The sequence below is a fragment of the Pseudomonas sp. T8 genome (assembly GCF_024610635.1).
Lineage (GTDB): Bacteria > Pseudomonadota > Gammaproteobacteria > Pseudomonadales > Pseudomonadaceae > Aquipseudomonas > Aquipseudomonas chlororaphis_I.
Window position 1 is genome coordinate 7,095,639 of record NZ_CP102374.1, and the last position, 19,569, is coordinate 7,115,207.

Below are 19,569 nucleotides of genomic sequence, written 5' to 3' on the forward strand. Positions count from 1 at the left end.
TTAACCAGCCACCGGATACCCCTGTTGAACAGGTGCTTTTTATATGGCGCTTGTCATTAGGTCAGCACGCTGCTTTTTTGCTAAGGTGTCCGGCAACCTATAAGACCAAATCGCGAGGTGTCTGCTTGATTAGGGTGCTAGTAGTCGATGACCATGATCTCGTTCGTACAGGTATTACACGAATGCTGGCTGACATCGATGGCCTGCAAGTGGTCGGCCAGGCCGAGTCAGGGGAGGAATCCCTGCTCAAGGCCCGGGAATTGAAACCCGATGTGGTCCTCATGGACGTCAAGATGCCCGGGATCGGCGGTCTTGAAGCCACGCGCAAATTGTTGCGCAGTCACCCGGATATCAAAGTCGTGGCCGTCACTGTGTGTGAAGAAGATCCGTTCCCGACCCGCTTGCTGCAAGCGGGCGCGGCGGGGTATCTGACCAAGGGCGCGGGCCTCAATGAAATGGTGCAGGCCATCCGTCTGGTGTTTGCCGGCCAGCGTTACATCAGCCCGCAGATTGCCCAGCAACTGGTGTTCAAGTCATTCCAGCCATCCAGTGAATCGCCGTTCGACGCCTTGTCGGAGCGCGAGATCCAGATTGCGCTGATGATTGTCGGCTGCCAGAAAGTGCAGATCATCTCCGACAAGCTGTGCCTGTCTCCGAAAACCGTGAATACCTACCGTTACCGTATCTTCGAGAAGCTCTCGATCAGCAGTGATGTCGAACTGACGTTGCTGGCGGTTCGCCACGGCATGGTCGATGCCAGCGCCTGACAATGAACGACCCGTTTGATCCCAGTGCTTTTCTTTCCACCTGCAGTGGCCGTCCTGGCGTGTATCGCATGTTCGATGGCGATGCACGTCTGCTCTACGTCGGTAAAGCCAAGAACCTGAAGAGCCGCCTGGCCAGCTACTTTCGCAAGACCGGCCTGGCGCCGAAGACCGCCGCCCTGGTGGGGCGTATCGCGCAGATCGAAACCACCATCACCGCCAACGAAACCGAAGCCCTGCTGCTTGAGCAGACGCTGATCAAGGAATGGCGGCCGCCGTACAACATCCTGTTGCGCGACGATAAGTCCTATCCCTATGTGTTTCTGTCGGACGGTGAGTTCCCGCGGTTCAGCATCCACCGCGGGGCGAAAAAGCAGAAGGGCAAGTACTTCGGCCCGTACCCCAGCGCCGGGGCCATTCGCGAGAGCCTGAGCCTGCTGCAAAAGACCTTCATGGTCCGCCAGTGCGAGGACAGCTACTACAAGAACCGCACCCGGCCGTGCCTGCAGTATCAGATCAAGCGCTGCAAGGCACCGTGCGTCGGCCTGGTGGAGGCCGAGGTATACGCCGAAGATGTGCGCCACTCGGTGATGTTCCTCGAAGGACGCAGCAATGCCCTGACCGATGAGCTGTCGGCCGGCATGGAGCAGGCGGCCAGTACCCTGGACTTCGAGAAAGCCGCCGAGCTGCGCGACCAGATTTCCCTGCTGCGGCGGGTGCAGGACCAGCAGAGCATGGAAGGCGGCAGCGGCGATGTGGACGTGGTGGCGGCCTTCGTCAACCCGGGCGGCGCCTGCGTGCACCTGATCAGCGTGCGTGGCGGCCGGGTGCTGGGCAGCAAGAACTTTTTTCCCCAGGTGGGTATCGAGGAGGACGTGGCCGAGGTCATGTCGGCGTTCCTCGGCCAGTACTTTCTCAGCAGCCCGGAGCGCGACCTGCCCAGCGAGCTGATCGTCAACGTGGTCCATGAAGACTTCCCGACCCTGATCACCGCGATCCAGGCCTTGCGCGGTCGCGAGCTGAGCATCAGCCACCGGGTGCGTGGCACGCGGGCGCGCTGGCAGCAGCTGGCGGTGACCAACGCCGAGCAGGCCCTGAGCGCGCGCCTGGCCAACCGCCAGCATGTGGCGGCACGTTTCGAAGCCCTGGCCGAAGTGCTGAACCTGGACGAACCGCCGCAACGCCTGGAGTGCTACGACATCAGTCACTCCAGCGGCGAGGCGACCGTGGCGTCCTGCGTGGTGTTCGGCCCGGAAGGTCCGCTGAAGTCCGATTACCGGCGCTACAACATCGAAGGCGTCACCGCCGGCGACGACTATGCGGCGATGCACCAGGCCCTGACCCGGCGCTTCAGCAAGCTCAAGGACGGCGAGGGCAAGCTGCCGGACATCCTGCTGGTGGACGGTGGCAAGGGCCAGCTGTCCATGGCCCGCGACGTGCTCAACGAGCTGGCGGTGCCCGACCTGATCCTGCTGGGGGTGGCCAAGGGCGCGACGCGCAAGGCCGGTTTCGAGACCCTCTACCTCAACGATGCCGCCCATGAGTTCACCCTCAAGGGCGATTCACCGGCGCTGCACCTGATCCAGCAGATCCGCGACGAAGCCCACCGTTTCGCAATCACCGGCCACCGTGCGCGCCGCGGCAAGACCCGCCGCACCTCGACCCTCGAAGGCGTGGCCGGCGTCGGTCCCAAGCGCCGTCGCGACCTGCTGAAGCATTTTGGCGGATTGCAGGAGCTGTCTCGCGCAAGCATCGACGAGATCGCCAAGGCACCGGGGATCAGTAAAAAGCTCGCTGAGTTGATTTATGCGAACTTGCATAGCGAGTAGGGGAGAGTTCAGGGGCGGAAAGGGTCAGGCTGACCGGGACACTGTTTCAGGCGGGCAATAACATCAGTGCCTGTTTTAGTGGTGTCGATCTTACCGCTCCCATCAAGGTAAATGTCCATTGTCCTCCACCGCTTTGGTGTGATGTAGATACACCGGGGCGGGGTCGTGTCGGCCCACCAATCGAACATCATAAAGAAATCCCTATCGGGGAAAATATGCCCTGCATCACCGGTTGTCTCTCCCGGCATCAAGTCCCGTCGAAATATTGAATGCTGCGTATTGAAGACGTATTTGAATGCTTTTGAGCCATCGCCTGAGTAGTAAATGACGACCCTTGGTAAAGCCAAATACCAGCATGCAATAAGGAAGCAAACGAATCCTGTAATCCACCGCCCTAAGTAGAGCTTTTTCTCACTTGCAGACATGTGGTTGAACCCCTTTCGCCCAGTCGCTTATGGGGACTGCCAGCACTTTGTCCATAATGATCTTCCCTGTAAGGCCACCATTTGGGTATTCCTTGTATAGGCTCATCCCGATAATGATCGAGACCCTATCGGGTACATCATCCCATGCGCGCATACCTTCAACACCCTTGGTCCTTTGCGGGCCATCAAACCTCTTAGGGTTTTTGATGAAGCGCCAAGTGTCTGATCCGATTTGCTCTACACCAGCACCGTCCAATAAGACACTCTCAGAAAGCCCACCTGCGACACCCACATATCCGTAGTGGATGTTCGACCAGATATCGTAGAAATATTCATAGGCCCCTTGCTTATGCCAAGGGTATTCACCAAAGAGTTTTTGCAGTATTGGCTTATGGTCCCATGGCCTGTTCTGACCTACGCGCTCAGTCCAGATAGCAAAAGCTTTCGCTTTCTTCCCCAGCGCCAAGCTGTAGAAGTCTGGCTCAAGAGCGAAGCGCATGTAAAAGGGCAGTTCCGCGTATTTCCTTGTTTCTGCTGCGGGGTCAAAGCTATTCAAGTCTTTCATTTGCCGCACAGACGGGCTGTTGATGTTGCGGTTCATCTCATCGGCAATGTAATTCGCCAGTTCCTCCATGCGGTCGGGGTCGGTACAGACCTTCTCCTCTGGCTGCTCTTCAGGCGCCTTAGAGGCCCCGTTAGGATCGACCAAAGCATTCGCATCCTTAGCCTTCTCGGTCAGCTTCGGGTCAGCCAGCAAGGTCGCCATCTTTTCATCGTCCACCGAGCCATCCGGGCGAAACACGCCGAGTGCTGCGAAGTTGATGATGGCAGCCCCAGGAGCGGGCCCCATGACAAAGCCACCGAAAGTATCACCCGACCCTGTGATGATTGTCCCGCCGTGGCTGGTGGGGCTCCCTAAATGGGCCATGGGACGACCATTCAGAATGATCGAGGGAAACCCCGTGGTGATGACCGCGCCACAACCGCAAGTGTCTCCCACACGGGCTGCTCCCATGAAGTTGATGTTGATGTCACCAGAAGCGCAAGCAATAGGTGTCGTGCCGTGACCGGGAAGCGGGCAGAGGTGTTTGTCGCCCAGGCGAGCAGAAGAGAGCATTTTATCGTCCCTGCGTTGACTGATCCGCGAGGCTCTTTGTAGAGCCCCGCAAACCTAGCAAGCGGCGATGGCTAAGGCTTTAGGACGATTCTGAACTTGGATGGAGTCTGGCGAGGGCTGAGAGTCTGGCTGGAAAGTCTGCATGGCCACCGCGCTACGTCTACAGATGATGGTTCCAGCAGGCTTGCCAACTGAGTCTGGTACTGCGCGCGCAGGCCCCCGGGAAGTTGCGCTTTCGAGGGGTTCAACGTGTTGGAACAGTGTTAGACACGCTGTGCGAGAAGCCCGTAGAATGGCCGTGCCTAGCTCATCTGCTGTCTTTTTCGAGTAGATTGCCAACTCACCTCGTAGCCAGTTGTGCCGATGAATATCCCTAATCTGATCACCGTTCTACGCGTTCTGCTCATCCCGATCTTCATTTTGCTGTTTTACCTGCCTTACAACTGGAGCTACATGGCCGCCAGTTCCGTCTTCGCGTTTGCCGCGGCCACCGACTGGCTCGACGGCTACCTGGCGCGGCGTCTGGAGCAAAGCACACCGTTCGGGGCCTTCCTCGATCCGGTGGCCGACAAGTTGATGGTGGCGGTGGCCCTGGTACTGCTGGTGCAAGAGCACGGCAACCTGTGGCTGACCCTGCCGGCGGCGGTGATCATCGGACGTGAAATCGTCGTTTCCGCCCTCCGCGAGTGGATGGCCGAACTGGGCGCCCGCGCGCAAGTGGCGGTATCCAACATGGGCAAATGGAAAACCGCCGCGCAGATGCTGGCGCTGGTAATCCTGCTGGCCAACCCGCCGGCCTTCACCTTCTGGGTGCTGCTGGGTTATGCCCTGTTGCTGATCGCCGGAGGGCTAACCCTGTGGTCCATGCTGCAGTACCTGCGCGCTGCCTGGCCGCACTTGAAGACTGATGTAGAAAAGAAATAAAACTTTTTTGAATCAAGGGGTTGACGCAGTTTCGAATTTCTATAGAATGCACACCACCAAGACGCGGGAATAGCTCAGTTGGTAGAGCACGACCTTGCCAAGGTCGGGGTCGCGAGTTCGAGTCTCGTTTCCCGCTCCAAACATAGCGCTACAGAGTTCCACTTAGCTCTGCAGCGATCGAAAAAAGGACCTTCGGGTCCTTTTTTCGTTTGTGCGGTATTCCACTGACGTCGGCTGCGTTCCAGCAGTATCCAGTGGTTTTAAGTGCATTTCTCTGTCTGTTTTCCGTCATCCCTTGGTTCAAGACTCGTTTGGATGTAGCAGCCTTGGCATGACGTGACTTTTTACTAGAGCGGATTTTGAGGCAGGGCGCTTTTTCCTCGATAGCCTACGACGAACTTGCTTAGTTGTTCCGAGGCTTTTTGCTTCTTTCCCTTTTGCCGCGCTGGAGCGGACCTGACTCGCGGAAGCGGAGATCGGCGACTACCCACTTAACTATTGACCCTGATAGGAATAGGCAATGCTCAAAGACAAACCGGCATAGGTGACCGGGTTTTCCCTGGATAGCATGGCCGCCTCGTCCCTCTCTATCGGAGCTCGCCATGAACAGCATAAAAACCCTATTTATCACGGGTGTCAGCAGCGGCTTTGGCAATGCGCTGGCGCGGGAAGCGCTTGCCGCGGGGCATCGGGTTATCGGCACTGTGCGCAATGAAGCGGCCTTGCAGGCGTTTCAGGCGCTTTCCGTGGATCGTGCCCATGGGGTGATTCTGGATGTCACTGACTTCGAGCGGATCGACAGCCTGGTCGCGGCTGTCGAAGCCGCCCATGGCCCGGTCGATGTCTTGGTCAACAACGCCGGCTACGGTCATGAGGGCATCTTCGAAGAGTCGCCGCTGGAGGAGCTGCGTCGCCAGTTCGACGTCAATGTGTTCGGCGCGGTCGCGGTCACCAAGGCGTTCCTGCCATATTTTCGCAAGCGGCGTGCCGGTCACATTCTCAATATCACCTCCATGGGCGGCACCATCACCATGCCGGGTATCGCCTACTACTGCGGGAGCAAGTTTGCGCTCGAAGGTATCTCCGATACGCTGAGCAAAGAACTGCGGCCGTTCAATATCTTCGTGACCGCCGTGGCGCCAGGCTCGTTTCGCACGGACTGGGCCGGTCGTTCGATGCAGCGCACGCCACGGAGCATTGGCGACTATGACGCCAGTTTCGACCCGGTGCGCAAAGCGCGGGAAGAGAAAAGCGGCAAACAGCCCGGCGACCCGCGCAAAGCCGCGCAAGCGATGCTGCAGGTCATCGCCAGTCCGACGCCACCCGCACACCTGCTGCTGGGCAGCGATGCCTTGGGCCTGGTGCGCGGCAGGCTGGAGCAGGCGGCCAGAGAAATCGATCAATGGGAAGCGCTGAGCCGTTCGACCGATGGTTGAACGGTCAGCCAAGGGGCTGTCAATGAATCAGGCCGACTCACAGACCTCGCGCATGGTGCAGCTGATGGAAAAGCTGGCGCCGATCGAGGGCTACAACCTCAGCGCGCTGGAGGATATCCGCTTCCTGCGTTCGAACCGGCCCCTGACCCGTACCCCGGTTTTGTATGACCCGGGCATCGTCATCCTGTGCCAAGGGCGCAAGCGTGGCTACCTGGGTGATGACGTCTACGTCTATGACGCCCAGCATTACCTGGTGGTGTCGGTCCCAGTGCCGTTCACCATGGAGACCGAAGCCAGCGAGGCAGAGCCCATGCTGGCGGTCTACATGCGTCTCGACTTGCAGGTGGCCAGCGAGTTGATGCTGCAAGTGGATGAAGCCCTCGGGCCCAGCGACGCCCAGCCCAAGGGGATGTATGCCTCGCCGATGGACGATCTGCTGCGCGCCTCGACACTGCGTTTTCTCGAGGCGATGAGTACTCCAGGTGACGCGCAGATACTCGGGCCGTCGCTGGTGCGGGAAATCTATTACCGCATCCTGACGGGCGAGCAGGGCGGCTCGATGCGTGTCGCGCTCAATCGCCAGGGGCACTTCGGCAAGGTCACTCGCACGATCCGCAAGATCCACAGTTGCTACCAGGAGCGCCTGGACGTGGAGTCCCTGGCCCGGGAAGCGAGCATGAGCGTGCCCAGCTTTCACCTGCACTTTCGCAGCGTGACGAACGCTTCTCCGATGCAGTACCTGAAGTCGACGCGCTTGCACCAGGCGCGACTGCTGATGCTGCGCAACGCCATGAGCGCTTCGACGGCGGCCTTCAACGTAGGCTACGAAAGCGCCTCGCAATTCAGCCGCGAGTTCAAACGCTTCTTCGGCCGAACGCCCCAGGCGGAGATCGAATGGATGAAGGCGACCTATGCGCTGCCTGCGCCATCCACGCCATCTGTCTATGTCTCGTCGCATTAGTTTTCGCACCTGCCTGAGCAAGTCTGTGGCGCGCGTTTTGCTTTGCGCTTGAACTTCACCCCACAGGAGTTCAGCGATATGGATTCGAAGCGCTCTACGCAACAACCTTCGGATGGTGCCCCAGGCCTGGTGGCGGGCAGCGTTATTGGCGGTCGGCCTACATCACCGCCAGGTTATCGCCCGCTGCTGGAGGGCGAGGTGATTCAATCGACCGATGAGGCCGGCAACGACCCCCAGTCCTGGACGCCCGTGCCCAGCCATTGGGTCAGCCAGGTGCATTGCCTGGCGGTGTACGGTCAGATACGTCGGCCGACAACCCGCCAGGGTTGTTGCTAACCTGCCGCCAGCGGCGCTGGCCGCCGCCGGGATACCCTGCTGCGCGCTTTACCTGGATCGGGTCTCGATGAAGGGGCTCATCCATCTGCCATCCTTGTTGCCGAGCAGTCCTGCTCACGGCTTGAACTCCCCATTTCAGAGCGTTCGTGCACGCTTCCATGGCCCGGGCGGCGGGGGAGATTGCGCTGTCTTGAGGCATGGGCCTCCACCTGCGCACGATTGCGAGTCTGGAGAAAACTGACGAGTCGCACAGCTTCCTTGGCTGGTCAGACCTGTAAGACCTTGTTTTTCGATCGGTAAATGATAAATCCATGATTTTCCGCGGGAAGTGGCATGGGGGCTGCTATGCACGATGCATTCTTCAAGCGGCTTCGCTGTGGTTCGGCCACCCGATATTCAACCGGGCAGACGTCGACCTGAGTCGCTGAAGAGGGGGCAGTCCGCGGGTCGACAGCGTTGTCGACCCGCCAGGGACTCGGTTGATTCTTGACGGAGAAACATCATGAACCACGACTCAAATGCTGCGAGCGCAGTCAAACCACCGGCCAGGGCCTGGTATGGATCACTCTTTTCGCAGGTGTTGCTGGCCCTGTTGCTGGGGATTGTGCTCGGCGTACTGGTGCCTGATTTCGCGGTAAAGCTGAAAGTGCTCAGCGACGGTTTTCTCAAGCTGATTTCGATGATCGTCGCACCCATCGTCTTTTGTGTGGTGGTGCACGGGATCGCCGGTACGGGCGACCTGAAAAACGTCGGGCGGGTAGGGGGCGTGGCGCTGATCTACTTCGAGATCATGACCACCATCGCCCTGGCTCTCGGCATCCTGCTGGCGTTCGTGTTCGGGCCCGGTCATGGCATGAACATCGACACCACGACCCTGGATGCCGGGGCCATGAGCAGTTATTCGGAGAATGCCCACAAGCTCCAGGGCAGCGGCATCGGTTCGTTCATCCTGAACATCATTCCCACCACTTCAATCGATGCATTGGCCCGCAACGATGTATTGCAGGTGCTGTTCTTTGCCTTGCTGTTCGGCATCAGCCTGGCATTGGTGGGGGGTAAAAGCGCGGAGCGCGTGACCTCGTTCATCGACGATATTTCCAAGGTGCTGTTCAAGGCCATGGGCCTGATCGTGCGGCTGGCGCCCCTGGGCGTGCTAGGGGCGGTGGCCTACACCGTTGGCAAGTACGGTGTCGGTTCGATGAAGCAGCTGATTTCCCTGGTCGTGCTGTTCTACGCCTCGATCCTGATCTTCGTGTTCGTGATCCTGGGGGCGGTGTTGCGTTACGCCGGGATCAACGTGTTCAAGTTCATTGTCTACCTGCGCGAGGAGCTGACCATCGTCCTGGCCACCGCCTCCTCGGACTCGGTGCTACCGCAGATCATGCGCAAGCTGGAAGTCCTGGGCGTGAAAAAATCAGTGGTGGGGCTGGTGGTGCCCACCGGCTATTCGTTCAACCTCGATGCCTTCTCGATCTACCTGACCCTGGCGGTGGTCTTCATTGCCCAGGCCACCAATACCCCCTTGTCGATAGGTGACCTGCTGCTGGTGCTCGGGGTGTCGCTCGTGACCTCCAAGGGCGCGCACGGCGTGCCGGGCTCGGCCATCGTGATCCTGGCGGCGACCCTGAGCGCAGTCCCCAGCATTCCGGTGATCGGCCTGGTGCTGGTGTTGTCGATCGACTGGTTTATCGGCATGGCACGCGCGGCGGGCAACCTGATTGGCAATTGCGTGGCCACCGTGGTGGTGGCCGATAAGGTCGGCGACCTGGACCGCGAACAGGCTCAACGGGTATTGAACAACCGTCAGCAATACGAGTTGTCCTGAGGCCATGAGCTTGCGGCGGGGGGCTGTGCCTTGACGGCGCAGCCTCTCGCAATGGGGGTGGTTACTGCAATGCCGCGGCTATCGTGTATGACAGAAAACAAACGCAGCCGTACCCGCTGTCTGCTGGTTTCTATGTCGCTGCGCGCCGCTAAGGCCTAAAATTCCCGGCAAATACCCAAGACTGTCGACGACTTCCCAGGGGCTGCCTGCCGGGTCGCGTCCGCCGCCCCAGGTTTCGCAAGTACCTCAAGGAAGGTTCCCCATGCTACTGAGGTCCCTCGCAGCTATTGGCATTCTGTTGCTGGGTATTCTTTCACCGATATTTCCGGTTCATGCGCAAGACATCACCTTGTCCGGTCGCATGACCACAAGCAGTCACCCGTGGCTGGACGCCAAGGCGCGGCAGTGGCTGGAAGGGCGAGGGCCGCTCAGGGTCGGCGTGGTGCTTCTCGATTATCCGCCCCTGTCGGTGTTCTATGGCGATCGCTACCAGGGCATCACCGCCGACTACCTGGCCCTGATGTTCGAATGGCCGCCGCAGGTGCGCGCCTACTCGTCGCGGGCATCCGCACTGGCGGCCTTGCGCAGTGGCGAGATCGACCTGCTGGGCGCGGGCAGCGATGTCGAAGGCCGGGAAAATGGCCTGCTGCTCAGCGAGGCCTACCTGCCCGACCGGCCGGTGCTGGTGACTTCGCAGGCCCAGCCCTTCGACCCCAATCAAGCCGGTACCGTGCTGGGAATGACCGTCGGCTATCTTCAGGAACAGGCGGTACGGGAGGCCTACCCCCATAGCCAGGTGGAGTTTTTCGATTCGCCTCAACGCGCGCTCGAAGCGCTGGTGCTGGGGGACGTCGATGCGGTGTTGGGGGATGCCCTGTCCTCGCATTACCTGATGCAAACCCATTACCTGCTGGGCCTGCGCATCGACAACTTCGCTCCCGTCGACAGCCAGGGCTTTCGCTTCCTGCTGCGTCCGGGAGACGAGACGCTGAGGGGCATCATCGACCGGGCGATACCGAGGATATCCAGGCGCTATGGGGAAGACATCCTGCGCAGCTGGAGCGCCGGCCGCCGCTTGAGCATCGACGAAGCGCGCGTGAAGCTGACGCCCGCGGAACAGCGCTGGCTGGACAGCCACCCGCAGGTCCCCGTGGCCATCAATTACTCGCTCGGGGCGCTGGGCGAGCTGGGACGGGACCGCAGCGTCACCGGCATTGGCCGCGACTACCTGGAATTGATCAGCCAGCGCAGTGGCCTGAAGTTCGCCTACCTGGGCACGCCAAACACCCTCGAAACCAACAGGCTCATCGCCGAGGGGCGCGCGCTTCTGACCCCGGCCATGCCTCAGTCCGAGCTGTTCGAGACGCCACTGGATGTCTTGTCGCCGTACCTGCGCAGCTCCACCGTATTGATGACCGCGACCAGTGCTGGTCGTCACGCCGGCCGGCGTTTCACCGGGCTTGCCGATCTGAATGGGAAGACCCTGGCGACGGGTGAGGGCTACTTTTTCATCGATACGATAAGACGCGACTATCCGGCGATTCAGCTCAAGGTATACCCCACGTTCCTCGAGGCCATGCGCTCGGTCGATTCGGGGCAGAGCGAGGTGTACCTGAGCAGCGACTACACCGGTCGCTATCTGTCGGCCCAGTATTTCGACAATCGCATCCAGGTCACCGGGATCCTGCAGGACATCTCCACGCCCATCGGCATCGGGGTGGCGAAGCACCAGCCGGAGTTGCGCAGCATCCTGGAGAAGGCGCAGCTGGCAATCACGCCGGAAGAGGTCGCGGACATAGTCCAGGCCTGGGCGCCGCGCTTCGCCAGGGGCGGGAGCGACTTCTGGCGCGACCATCGCGACAAGATTCTCCAGCTGGGCGGCCTCTTCGCGACCCTGATCGCCATCTCGCTGATCTGGGCGTTCTACCTGCGACGCCAGGTCCGCAGGACCCGGGCCGCCGAGGAGCGCGCCGAGGCCGCCAACCAGGCCAAGAGTGTCTTCCTGTCGACGATGAGCCATGAGATACGCACGCCGCTGAACGCAATCATCGGCATGCAGGAGCTCGCGCTGCTGCGGGCGAAACAGGGGGAGGCCGACAGTGTATCCCTGTCCGTGGCCCAGGAAGCGGCCCAGGGGCTTTTGTCGCTGCTGGGCAATGTGCTGGATATTGCTCGCATCGAGTCCGGAAAGATCGATTCGTTTCCTGAGCCGGTGCTCATCAACCAGCAGATCGAAGGCGTCGCCTCGGTTGTCACTGGCATGGCGCGACAAAAAGGCCTCACCCTGGACGTCAAGGTCGAAGGCGATCTGCAGGCATGGGTGCTGCTGGACCCGCTGCATTTCAAGCAGGTGCTGTTCAACCTGCTCGGCAACGCCATCAAGTTCACCGAGCGCGGCGGCGTCATCCTCCAGGCCCGCACCCGTCGTGAAGGGCACAGCTTGCGCCTGGACCTCGATGTCATCGACACGGGCATCGGCATTGGCGCCGAAGACATGGACAAGCTGTTCAAACCCTTCTCCCAGGTGGGCGTGCCAGGCGCGGGGCAGGCGTCCGGAAGCGGCCTGGGGCTGAACATCAGCCGCCGCCTGGTGCAATTGATGGGGGGCCAGATCAAGCCGCGTAGCGAACCTGGCAAAGGATCCTGCTTCAGCCTCGAATTGAGCCTGCCCATCTGTGACCCTCCAGCCGCTGTCGAGGGCGAAGCGGCGCAGCAGGACCCGACCGTTTCTGCCGAAGTGCCTCCGTTGTCCATCTTGCTGGCCGAAGATAATGCCTTCAATCGCGTGACCCTCAACACCCAGCTGGAAACCCTGGGGCATCGAGTGGTGGTCGCGGAAGATGGGCAGGAGGCCTTCAAGCGCTGGCTGAGCGCGGACTTCGACATCGTGCTCACGGACGGCATGATGCCGAGGATGGACGGCTTCGAACTCGCCAGGCGGATCCGCTGGGAGGAATCCCACAGCAGCCTGCCACGCTGTCGCATCATTGCCCTGACGGCCAGTATCGAGGCGAGTGCGGTGGAGCGATGCATGGCCGCCGGGATGGACCAGATTCTGTTCAAGCCCGCGACACTGGAAACGCTGCGGCAGGCTATCGCGTCCGGCCCGGCGGGCGGAACCGGCCCCGAGGAACCCCGATAAGCCGAAGCGGCCCTTTGCACGCCGGGTATCGGCCGCCCCGCAAGCGCGGCCGATTCGATAAGCCCGGGAGCAGGGTTACCGGGATCGCTCCTTATGGATGAACGGGGTAGTCGGTGTATCCACGCTGGTCGCCGCCAAAGAAGGTGCTTGGGTCGGGGGCATTCAGCGCCAGCCCGTCGCGGATCCGCCGGGGCAGGTCGGGGTTGGCCAGGAAGGGGCGACCAAAGGCAATCAGGTCGGCGCGGTTGGCGGCCAGGGCCTGCTCCGCCGATTGCGGATCGTAGCCGCCGGCGAGCATCAGCACGCCGTTCCACTCCGTGCGCAGTTGCCCGATGATCGCGTCCCAGCGCGGGTCGAAGTTCTCGTCCTTGACGGTACCGACCACGGCCGGTTCCACGAGGTGCAGATAGGCCAGGGGCCAGCGGTTCAGGGCGCGGACGATATGGCCGAAAGTGGCCTCGGGCGTTGCGTCGCCCATGCCCATGAAGCGCCCCATGGGAGTGAGGCGTACCGCCACCCGTTCGGCGCCCACCTCATCGGCGACGGCTGCCACGACTTCCAGCAACAGCCGGGCGCGATTTTCCACGCTGCCGCCGTAGGCGTCCTCGCGCTGGTTACTGTTGCTGTTGATGAACTGGTCGAGCAGGTAGCCGTTGCCCGCGTGGATTTCCACGCCGTCCATGCCGGCTTTCAGGGCGTTGCGCGCCGCGCGTCGATAGTCGTCGACGATCTGCGCGATCTCCGCCACTTGCAGGGCGCGCGGCACCGGCACATCGCCCCAGACGCCGTTGCCCTCGTCGTCGACGATAAAGGTCTTGCCTGGAACCGGCAGGGCGCTGGGCGCCACCGGCAGGGCGTTGTCGGGCTGGAAGCTCGGGTGAGAGACACGCCCCACATGCCACAGCTGCATGAAAATCAGCCCGCCGGCTTCGTGCACTTGGCTGCTCACCTGGCGCCAGGCCGCCACCTGGGCATCGCTGTAGATCCCCGGGGTCCAGGCATAGCCCTGGCCCTGGCGGGAAATCTGCGTGGCCTCGGTAACGATCAGCGCGGCACTCGCGCGTTGCCGGTAATACTCGGCGTTCATGGCGGTCGGCAGGTCGCCCGGCTGGCCGGCGCGGGAGCGGGTCAGGGGGGCCATGGCCACGCGGTGAGCCAGGGTGTAGGGGCCGACCGCAAGGGGTTGGAACAGGTGCTGGGTCATGGGTATTTCCTTATGAGGGCATCGATCGGGATGCCGTGGGTGCTCAGGCGGACGGTGCCTGGTTGAACAACAGGTGATTGCCGATTTGCGTGCCTTGCCTGCGCAGTCTCTGGCCCAGTGCCAGTTGCGCGGGCTGCCAGCTGCGCAGGGCACGCTCGAGGTCGTTGGGAAAGGTGCGCAGGGCCGCGGCCAGGGCCAGGGCATTGGTGGCGGCCTTTGAGGTGCTCGCCGCGGTGTGCGGCCGCGGTATGGCGGCGGCATCGCCGAGCAGCACTACCCGGCGCTCGACCATCTGCTCGACGGCCAGGTCGCGGATGGCCTGGACAAAAGGCGCCTGGGTCGCTTGGACTACGGCGCGAAACTGCGGCGGCAACAAGGCCTCGGCCTGCTCGATCAGGTAGTCCCGCCAGGCGGGAGCGAGCCGGCCTTCCGGCACCGAGAAGCCGCGTTCACGGCCATCGGCGTCAGTCATGATGCGCGGCAGGATGTCCAGCGGGGCGACCCGGTACCAGACCCAGTTGTAGAGCCGGTGGCCCGGGCGCAAATCGTTGTCGGTGCCCGGCACCAGATAACCGAGGATGTGTGAGCCCTGGTGGTTGGCGAAGCCGAAGGTGCCGAACAGCTCATTGCGCACCTCGGCGGGCACGGCGCGCTCGGGCACAAGACCTCGCCACGCCACATAGCCTGCGTAGCTCGGCTGGCTGTCGGGCCAGAGCAATCGACGCACCGTGGAACTGCCGCCGTCGGCGCCCAGCAACAGCTGCGCCTGTGCCTGGTGCCCGCTGTCGAAGACCGCGCTGACGCTCCCGGGCTCGCTCTGGTCGATGCCTGCCAGCGTCTGCCCCCGGTGATAGTGCTCGGGGCCGAAGGCATCGCGCAGGGTGGTGTAGAGCAGTGACCAGGACGTCTGGACCTGGGGCATGTACAGATGACTGCGGATCGAGCCATCGGGACGAAACACCGTGCGGTACTCCGAGCGCACGCCCAGTTCGCCCAGTGGCAGCTCGCGCCCGCTTTGGCGCAGCGCCTCGACCACCTCGGGCTGCAAGACGATGCCGCCACCGCGGCTGTCGAGGTCGTGGGCCGAGCGCTCGTACAGCTCGACGTCCCATTTCGCCGCGTGCAACAAATTGCCGGCGAACAGGCCGCCGAGCGAACCGCCTATGACAATGGCGCGACGTGGATGATGCGATCGGGTGGCTGGCATGGGGTGTTCCTCCTGTTGGGCACTAACCTAATCCGCCGGGCCGCGCGTGATAATCCAGCCGCCGCTCTACGCTGCATTGCGTGAAACGCAACGCCCTGAACGGCGACGGATGCATGACGCGGCGAGCGGGCAGTCGACGGCGGGCGCGGCGATTGGCCCGCTCGCTCCTCGATGCCTTGGCAGCGTGCGAAAGGACCGCCGCCGAAGCGGCGGCTGGACTCCGGGTTAGGCCGGCTGCTCGGAGCGGGTCAGCGGCAGGTTCAGCCAGCGCCGGCCGGTGGCATTGGCCACGGCATTGCCGATGGCGGCGGCCATGGGGCCCTGGACGATCTCGGCGGCGCCGAGGAATGGCTGTCCCGGCTGATCGAGCAGATGCACCTCGACCTGCCGGGGCAACTGCGCAAAGCGCAGGATCGGATAACCGCTCCAGTCGTAGCTGCGCACGCCGCCCGGGTCGTAGCCGACCTTTTCGAACAGGGTCCAGCTGGCGGACTGCACGATGCCGCCTTCCACCTGGTTGCGCAGGCCATCGGGGTTGACGATCTGGCCCACGTCCACTGCCGTGACCACTCGATCGAGCTGCACCTCGCCGGTCTGCGGATGCACCCGCAGCAGGACGGCGATGGCGCAGTAGCCCATGATGTTTTTGTAGCGGGCAAACGCAAAGCCGATGCCCGCGCCGGGCTCCTTGCCCTTGTGCGGCCAGCCGCTGGCGTCCCGCACCCGTTCGACCACCGCCCGTGCCCGCGGGTCGCTCAGGTGGGCGAGGCGCAAGGCCACCGGATCGGTGCCGGCCCGGGCGGCCAGTTCATCGATGCAGGCTTCGATGGCGAAGATATTGATGTGGGCCCCCAGCGAGCGCATGGCGGAGGTGCGAAACGGCATGCGGGTGACGAAGTTCATGTCGATGCGGGTGGACGCCAGGCTGTACAGCGGCACGGCATTGCGATCGCCATCCCCTTCGGGCTGGGCGATGGGGATCGACGGCGCGGAAACGAACGGCCGGGCCAACAGCCGCGCGGGAATCAAGCGGCCGGCATTGACGATGCGTTCGTTGTGCGGCGTGGTCCACAGCTCATAGGCCCAGTCCTGCAATCGGCCCTGGGCATCGAGGCTGGCCTGGACCTCGGTGAGCATGGCGCTGCTGTAGGGCTCCCAGAGGTTTTCCTGCTCGCGCATCCACTGCACCCGCACCGGCGTGCCGGCGAGCCGCATCGCGATCAACGCGGCATCGGCCGCCGCATCGTCCGCGCCGTTGTGGCCGTAGCACCCGGAACCCTCGGTATGGATGCAGCGCACCCGCTCCGGCGCCAGCCCGACCATCTCGGCAATCCCCGCGCGCAGCGGGTAGACCCCCTGGGTGTGGGTCCAGACCGTGAGCACGCCGTCCTTGAACCAGGCCACGGCGCAGGACGGGCCGATGGAACCGTGCATCAGGTACTGCTTGCTGAACCGCGCGCGATAGCTGGCGCGGGCGCCGGCCGCCGGGTTGCCTTCATGGCTGATCGGGTAGCGGCGCGCGGGCAGGCGGGTCAGTAGCGCGTGGATGTCCCGCGCTTCGGGGATCGCCTCTCCAGCGCTCCAGCGGGCCTGCTCATAGCCGCTGCGCATCGCCTTGATGGCTTGCCACTCATCCCGGGCGACCACCGCCAGGTAGTTGCCGTCCTGCACCACCCGCACCACGCCGGGCAGGGCCTTGATCGCCTCGGCATCGAAGGCTTCCAGGCGGCAGCCAGGGCGGGGCGGGCGGATCACCCGGGCGTGCAGCATGCCCGGCAGGCGCAGGTCCTGGACGAACGCGGCGCCGCCACTGACCTTGGCCGGGATATCCAGGCGCGGCAGCGAATGGCCGATCAGCTTGAACGCAGACGGTGGCATCGAGGGCGATTGCGCCTGCGCATAGTGGTGCAGGTCCACGCCCTTGACCGCCTCGGCATAGGCCATGCGCTGCCCGGCCGGGCCCTGGATCTGGCCCTCGTGCGTGGTCAGCAGCGCGGCGTCCACGGCCCAGCTGCGCGCGGCCGACGCCAGCAGCAATTGCCGGACCTGGGCCGCGGCGTTGAACAGGGCCGTGCCGCTGTCGAAAATGCTGTGGCTGCCGGCGGTGTAGCCTTCGTTAGGGGTCAGTGCGGTATCCGCAGTGAGCAGGGTGATCGCGTCTGGCGCGAGGTCCAGGCGTTCGGCGGCAATCTGCAACAGCGCGGTTTTCACCCCCGTCCCCAATTCGGCCTTGCCGGTGTAGACGGTGACGCCTTCGGCCGCGACGCGGATCCAGGCATCGAGGTAGGGATTGGTGCGCAGGCTGCCCGGCAGATCGGGCGCCAGTACTACCGTGCCGAGGGTATCGACTTCGCTGTCGGCCAGCGCCTGGCGCGCCGCCGGGACCAGGGTGAACGCCAGCACCAGCGCGCCACCACGCAGGAACGCGCGACGCCCCTGGTCGACTTCATGGTGCCGGGTCATGGCGCGCTCCGCTCTTGCCTGGCCACACGGCCGATGGCGTCGATGATCCGCAGGTGGGTGCCGCAGCGGCACAGGTTGCTCGCCATATGCTCGCGAATGGTGGCTTCGTCCGGATGAGGGTCGCGTTCCAGCAACGCCTGGGCGCGCATCAGCATGCCGGCGATGCAGTAGCCGCACTGGGCGGCCTGGGCCTCGATAAAGGCTTTTTGCAAAGGCCCCGGGCGCTCCGCCGTACCCAGGCTCTCCACCGTGCGGACGGCCTTGCCTTCCAGGCCGCTGCAGGGCGTCAGGCAGGAAAAGACCGGCTGGTCATCCACCAGCACGGTGCAGGCTCCGCATTGTCCCAGGCCGCAACCGTACTTGGCGCCGTTGAGCCCCAGGTGATTGCGCAGCGCATACAGCAACGGCATGTCGGGCTCCAGCTCCAGCGCATGGGACGAGCCGTTGACGTTGAGGGTCATGTGGGTCATTGCGCCTCCTGGCGTAATTCGTGAAGGGTGGAAGAAAGGTCGGCCCACGGCTGGCCCGGGCTGGCCTGTTCGCGCAGGAACGAGGCCAGCGCCGCCAACTGCTGGTTGTCCAGGCTGGCGGCGAAGGGCGGCATGACCGGGCCGGGCAACCCCGGGGTGGCGGGCACGCCTTCGAGCACGGTCTTGAGAAAGTTGCGCGCGCTTGAGGCATGCAGCGCCGATGTCCGCTCCAGGGCCGGGCGCCCATCGATCTGGCGCATCGGCGCGGCCGGGCCATGGCAACCGGCGCAGGCGCTCTGGAACAGCTGGGCGCCAGGCGCCTGCTCGACCACCTCGGTAGGGCGCGCGGTGGCTGAAGCGGGTGCGGCGGGAGCGGAGTCCTCGAGGCTCAGCAGGTAGTCGGCAATCGCCTCGGCATCGCTGGCCGGCATGTTGCCCAGGCTGAGGCTGACCGGTCGCATCGGCCCGGCGGCGGTGCCATGGCCCTCGACCACCTCAGCCCGCAGGTAGCCCGCCAGTTGCTCGCGGCTCCAGGGCTTGGCGCGGTCGGCCAGGCCCAGCAGGGACGGCGCCTGCCAGCCGTCCACCCTGCCGCCGGCAAGATGCTGGGCGGACTGCTCGGCGCCCAGCGGGTTGAGCGGAGAATGGCAGCCGGCGCAGTGGCCGGGGCCTTCGACCAGATAGCGGCCACGGTTCCAGGTTGCGGATTGCTGCGCCACGGGCGCCAAGGGCTCCGCGTGCAGGAACAGCAGGTTCCAGAACGACACCAGCGGGCGGATGTTCATCGGGAAGTTCATCCGGTTCTGCATGGCCGGCGCATGCACGGCGGGGCCGCTCATCAGATAGGCGTAGAGGTCTGCGATGTCCCCGTCCGTCATGCGCCGGTAGTAGGCGTAAGGGAAGGCCGGATACAGCAAGTGCCCGTCGCGGGCGACCCCTTCGCGCATCGCCCGCTCGAAGGCCGGCAATGACCATTGGCCAATCCCGGTCCCGGCGTCCGGGGTGATGTTGGTGCTGTAGAGCGTGCCAAAGGGCGTTACCAGCGCCAGCCCACCGGCCAGGTAGCGGCCGCCGGGGCGGGTATGGCACACCGCGCAATCGCCGGCTTCGGCGACCCGCGCGCCGCGTTGCACCTGGGCGGCCTCGAAGCGTTGTGGCGGTTCGGCCGGCGCGATCGCCGGGCGCCACATCAACAGCGCGGCGCCTATCGCGCCTGCCGTGGCGAGAACCACGGCGCCCAGCCACAACTGCCTGGCGTTCATCGGGTCACCCTTCATTGGTCCGTGGAATCCGCGCGGGCGGACAGTGATGCAGTCGAGGTCATGGAAGTCTCCTTGAGCCGCAGAGGAGAGCGGTGACGGACCGCCCCGTGGCAAGTGCCCAAGGGTAGAGAAGGGGGGTGGACGGCGGTATTGGCAAACCGCGCAAAGACCTTTTGCGCCATCGGCAACGCCGGGATCGTTGCG

At 63.5% G+C, this 19,569-nt stretch carries 15 protein-coding genes and 1 tRNA gene; 9 read left to right on the top strand and 7 right to left on the bottom strand.

Annotated features, from left to right (window positions below; translation table 11 throughout):
* The first annotated feature begins 125 nt into the window (after positions 1–125).
* Both uvrY and uvrC read left to right on the top strand, forming a co-directional pair.
* Positions 126–767, top strand: coding sequence for a UvrY/SirA/GacA family response regulator transcription factor (gene uvrY, locus NRG23_RS32340; protein WP_009049615.1), 642 nt, complete (start codon positions 126–128; stop codon positions 765–767).
* A 2-nt stretch (positions 768–769) separates the two neighbouring features.
* Positions 770–2,593 carry an excinuclease ABC subunit UvrC gene (uvrC, locus tag NRG23_RS32345; RefSeq protein ID WP_103331787.1) on the top strand — a complete coding sequence of 608 codons (1,824 nt, stop codon included), beginning with the start codon at positions 770–772 and terminating at the stop codon, positions 2,591–2,593.
* An 8-nt stretch (positions 2,594–2,601) separates the two neighbouring features.
* On the opposite strand, the gene NRG23_RS32350 is transcribed toward uvrC, so the two are convergent.
* Complete coding sequence (locus NRG23_RS32350; RefSeq protein ID WP_080710582.1) at positions 2,602–3,018, bottom strand: hypothetical protein; 417 nt, start codon at positions 3,016–3,018, stop codon at positions 2,602–2,604.
* Complete coding sequence (locus NRG23_RS32355; RefSeq protein ID WP_257373417.1) at positions 3,005–4,135, bottom strand: polymorphic toxin type 44 domain-containing protein; 1,131 nt, start codon at positions 4,133–4,135, stop codon at positions 3,005–3,007. Before NRG23_RS32355 ends, NRG23_RS32350 begins: the two co-directional genes overlap by 14 nt.
* Positions 4,136–4,498: 363 nt before the next feature.
* Between NRG23_RS32355 and pgsA the strand changes: the two genes are divergently transcribed.
* From pgsA to NRG23_RS32390, 7 genes are all read left to right on the top strand, one after another.
* Positions 4,499–5,059: a CDP-diacylglycerol--glycerol-3-phosphate 3-phosphatidyltransferase gene (gene pgsA, locus NRG23_RS32360; protein WP_009049612.1), complete on the top strand. Its 561-nt coding sequence runs from the start codon at positions 4,499–4,501 to the stop codon at positions 5,057–5,059.
* 63 nt (positions 5,060–5,122) lie between these two features.
* A tRNA-Gly gene (locus NRG23_RS32365) sits at positions 5,123–5,198 on the top strand.
* 463 nt (positions 5,199–5,661) lie between these two features.
* Positions 5,662–6,495, top strand: coding sequence for an oxidoreductase (locus NRG23_RS32370; RefSeq protein ID WP_016703090.1), 834 nt, complete (start codon positions 5,662–5,664; stop codon positions 6,493–6,495).
* 22 nt (positions 6,496–6,517) lie between these two features.
* A complete protein-coding gene (locus NRG23_RS32375; RefSeq protein ID WP_257373418.1) occupies positions 6,518–7,456 on the top strand; it encodes an AraC family transcriptional regulator in 939 nt (312 codons plus the stop codon).
* Between the two features lie 78 nt (positions 7,457–7,534).
* The gene (locus NRG23_RS32380) at positions 7,535–7,792 is read left to right on the top strand and encodes a hypothetical protein (RefSeq protein WP_257373419.1); all 258 of its coding nucleotides are present in this window, start codon (positions 7,535–7,537) and stop codon (positions 7,790–7,792) included.
* Positions 7,793–8,294: 502 nt separating this feature from the next.
* Positions 8,295–9,617, top strand: coding sequence for a C4-dicarboxylate transporter DctA (dctA, locus tag NRG23_RS32385; RefSeq protein WP_257373420.1), 1,323 nt, complete (start codon positions 8,295–8,297; stop codon positions 9,615–9,617).
* Positions 9,618–9,879: 262 nt separating this feature from the next.
* A complete protein-coding gene (locus NRG23_RS32390; RefSeq protein WP_257373421.1) occupies positions 9,880–12,759 on the top strand; it encodes an ATP-binding protein in 2,880 nt (959 codons plus the stop codon).
* 91 nt (positions 12,760–12,850) lie between these two features.
* On the opposite strand, the gene NRG23_RS32395 is transcribed toward NRG23_RS32390, so the two are convergent.
* The 5 genes from NRG23_RS32395 to NRG23_RS32415 all read right to left on the bottom strand — a co-directional run bounded on the left by NRG23_RS32395 (position 12,851) and on the right by NRG23_RS32415 (position 19,365).
* Positions 12,851–13,963: an alkene reductase gene (locus NRG23_RS32395; RefSeq protein WP_101282755.1), complete on the bottom strand. Its 1,113-nt coding sequence runs from the start codon at positions 13,961–13,963 to the stop codon at positions 12,851–12,853.
* A 43-nt stretch (positions 13,964–14,006) separates the two neighbouring features.
* The gene (locus NRG23_RS32400; protein ID WP_009049606.1) at positions 14,007–15,170 is read right to left on the bottom strand and encodes an FAD binding domain-containing protein; all 1,164 of its coding nucleotides are present in this window, start codon (positions 15,168–15,170) and stop codon (positions 14,007–14,009) included.
* A 225-nt stretch (positions 15,171–15,395) separates the two neighbouring features.
* Positions 15,396–17,633: a molybdopterin cofactor-binding domain-containing protein gene (locus tag NRG23_RS32405; protein WP_257373422.1), complete on the bottom strand. Its 2,238-nt coding sequence runs from the start codon at positions 17,631–17,633 to the stop codon at positions 15,396–15,398.
* Complete coding sequence (locus NRG23_RS32410; RefSeq protein ID WP_053269348.1) at positions 17,630–18,103, bottom strand: (2Fe-2S)-binding protein; 474 nt, start codon at positions 18,101–18,103, stop codon at positions 17,630–17,632. The genes NRG23_RS32405 and NRG23_RS32410 overlap by 4 nt, the downstream gene beginning before the upstream one ends.
* Positions 18,100–19,365: a cytochrome c gene (locus NRG23_RS32415; protein WP_257373423.1), complete on the bottom strand. Its 1,266-nt coding sequence runs from the start codon at positions 19,363–19,365 to the stop codon at positions 18,100–18,102. Before NRG23_RS32415 ends, NRG23_RS32410 begins: the two co-directional genes overlap by 4 nt.
* Positions 19,366–19,569: the final 204 nt, after the last annotated feature.

What these genes read in the sequence shown, in the direction of transcription:
- NRG23_RS32395 (WP_101282755.1), bottom strand. Translation starts at nt 13,963, where the DNA reads ATGACCCAGCACCTGTTCCAACCCCTTGCGGTCGGCCCCTACACCCTG.
- NRG23_RS32410 (WP_053269348.1), bottom strand. Translation starts at nt 18,103, where the DNA reads ATGACCCACATGACCCTCAACGTCAACGGCTCGTCCCATGCGCTGGAG.
- pgsA (WP_009049612.1), top strand. Translation starts at nt 4,499, where the DNA reads ATGAATATCCCTAATCTGATCACCGTTCTACGCGTTCTGCTCATCCCG.
- NRG23_RS32380 (WP_257373419.1), top strand. Translation starts at nt 7,535, where the DNA reads ATGGATTCGAAGCGCTCTACGCAACAACCTTCGGATGGTGCCCCAGGC.
- NRG23_RS32355 (WP_257373417.1), bottom strand. Translation starts at nt 4,135, where the DNA reads ATGCTCTCTTCTGCTCGCCTGGGCGACAAACACCTCTGCCCGCTTCCC.
- NRG23_RS32390 (WP_257373421.1), top strand. Translation starts at nt 9,880, where the DNA reads ATGCTACTGAGGTCCCTCGCAGCTATTGGCATTCTGTTGCTGGGTATT.
- NRG23_RS32370 (WP_016703090.1), top strand. Translation starts at nt 5,662, where the DNA reads ATGAACAGCATAAAAACCCTATTTATCACGGGTGTCAGCAGCGGCTTT.
- dctA (WP_257373420.1), top strand. Translation starts at nt 8,295, where the DNA reads ATGAACCACGACTCAAATGCTGCGAGCGCAGTCAAACCACCGGCCAGG.
- uvrC (WP_103331787.1), top strand. Translation starts at nt 770, where the DNA reads ATGAACGACCCGTTTGATCCCAGTGCTTTTCTTTCCACCTGCAGTGGC.
- NRG23_RS32415 (WP_257373423.1), bottom strand. Translation starts at nt 19,365, where the DNA reads ATGAACGCCAGGCAGTTGTGGCTGGGCGCCGTGGTTCTCGCCACGGCA.
- NRG23_RS32405 (WP_257373422.1), bottom strand. Translation starts at nt 17,633, where the DNA reads ATGACCCGGCACCATGAAGTCGACCAGGGGCGTCGCGCGTTCCTGCGT.
- NRG23_RS32400 (WP_009049606.1), bottom strand. Translation starts at nt 15,170, where the DNA reads ATGCCAGCCACCCGATCGCATCATCCACGTCGCGCCATTGTCATAGGC.
- NRG23_RS32350 (WP_080710582.1), bottom strand. Translation starts at nt 3,018, where the DNA reads ATGTCTGCAAGTGAGAAAAAGCTCTACTTAGGGCGGTGGATTACAGGA.
- NRG23_RS32375 (WP_257373418.1), top strand. Translation starts at nt 6,518, where the DNA reads ATGAATCAGGCCGACTCACAGACCTCGCGCATGGTGCAGCTGATGGAA.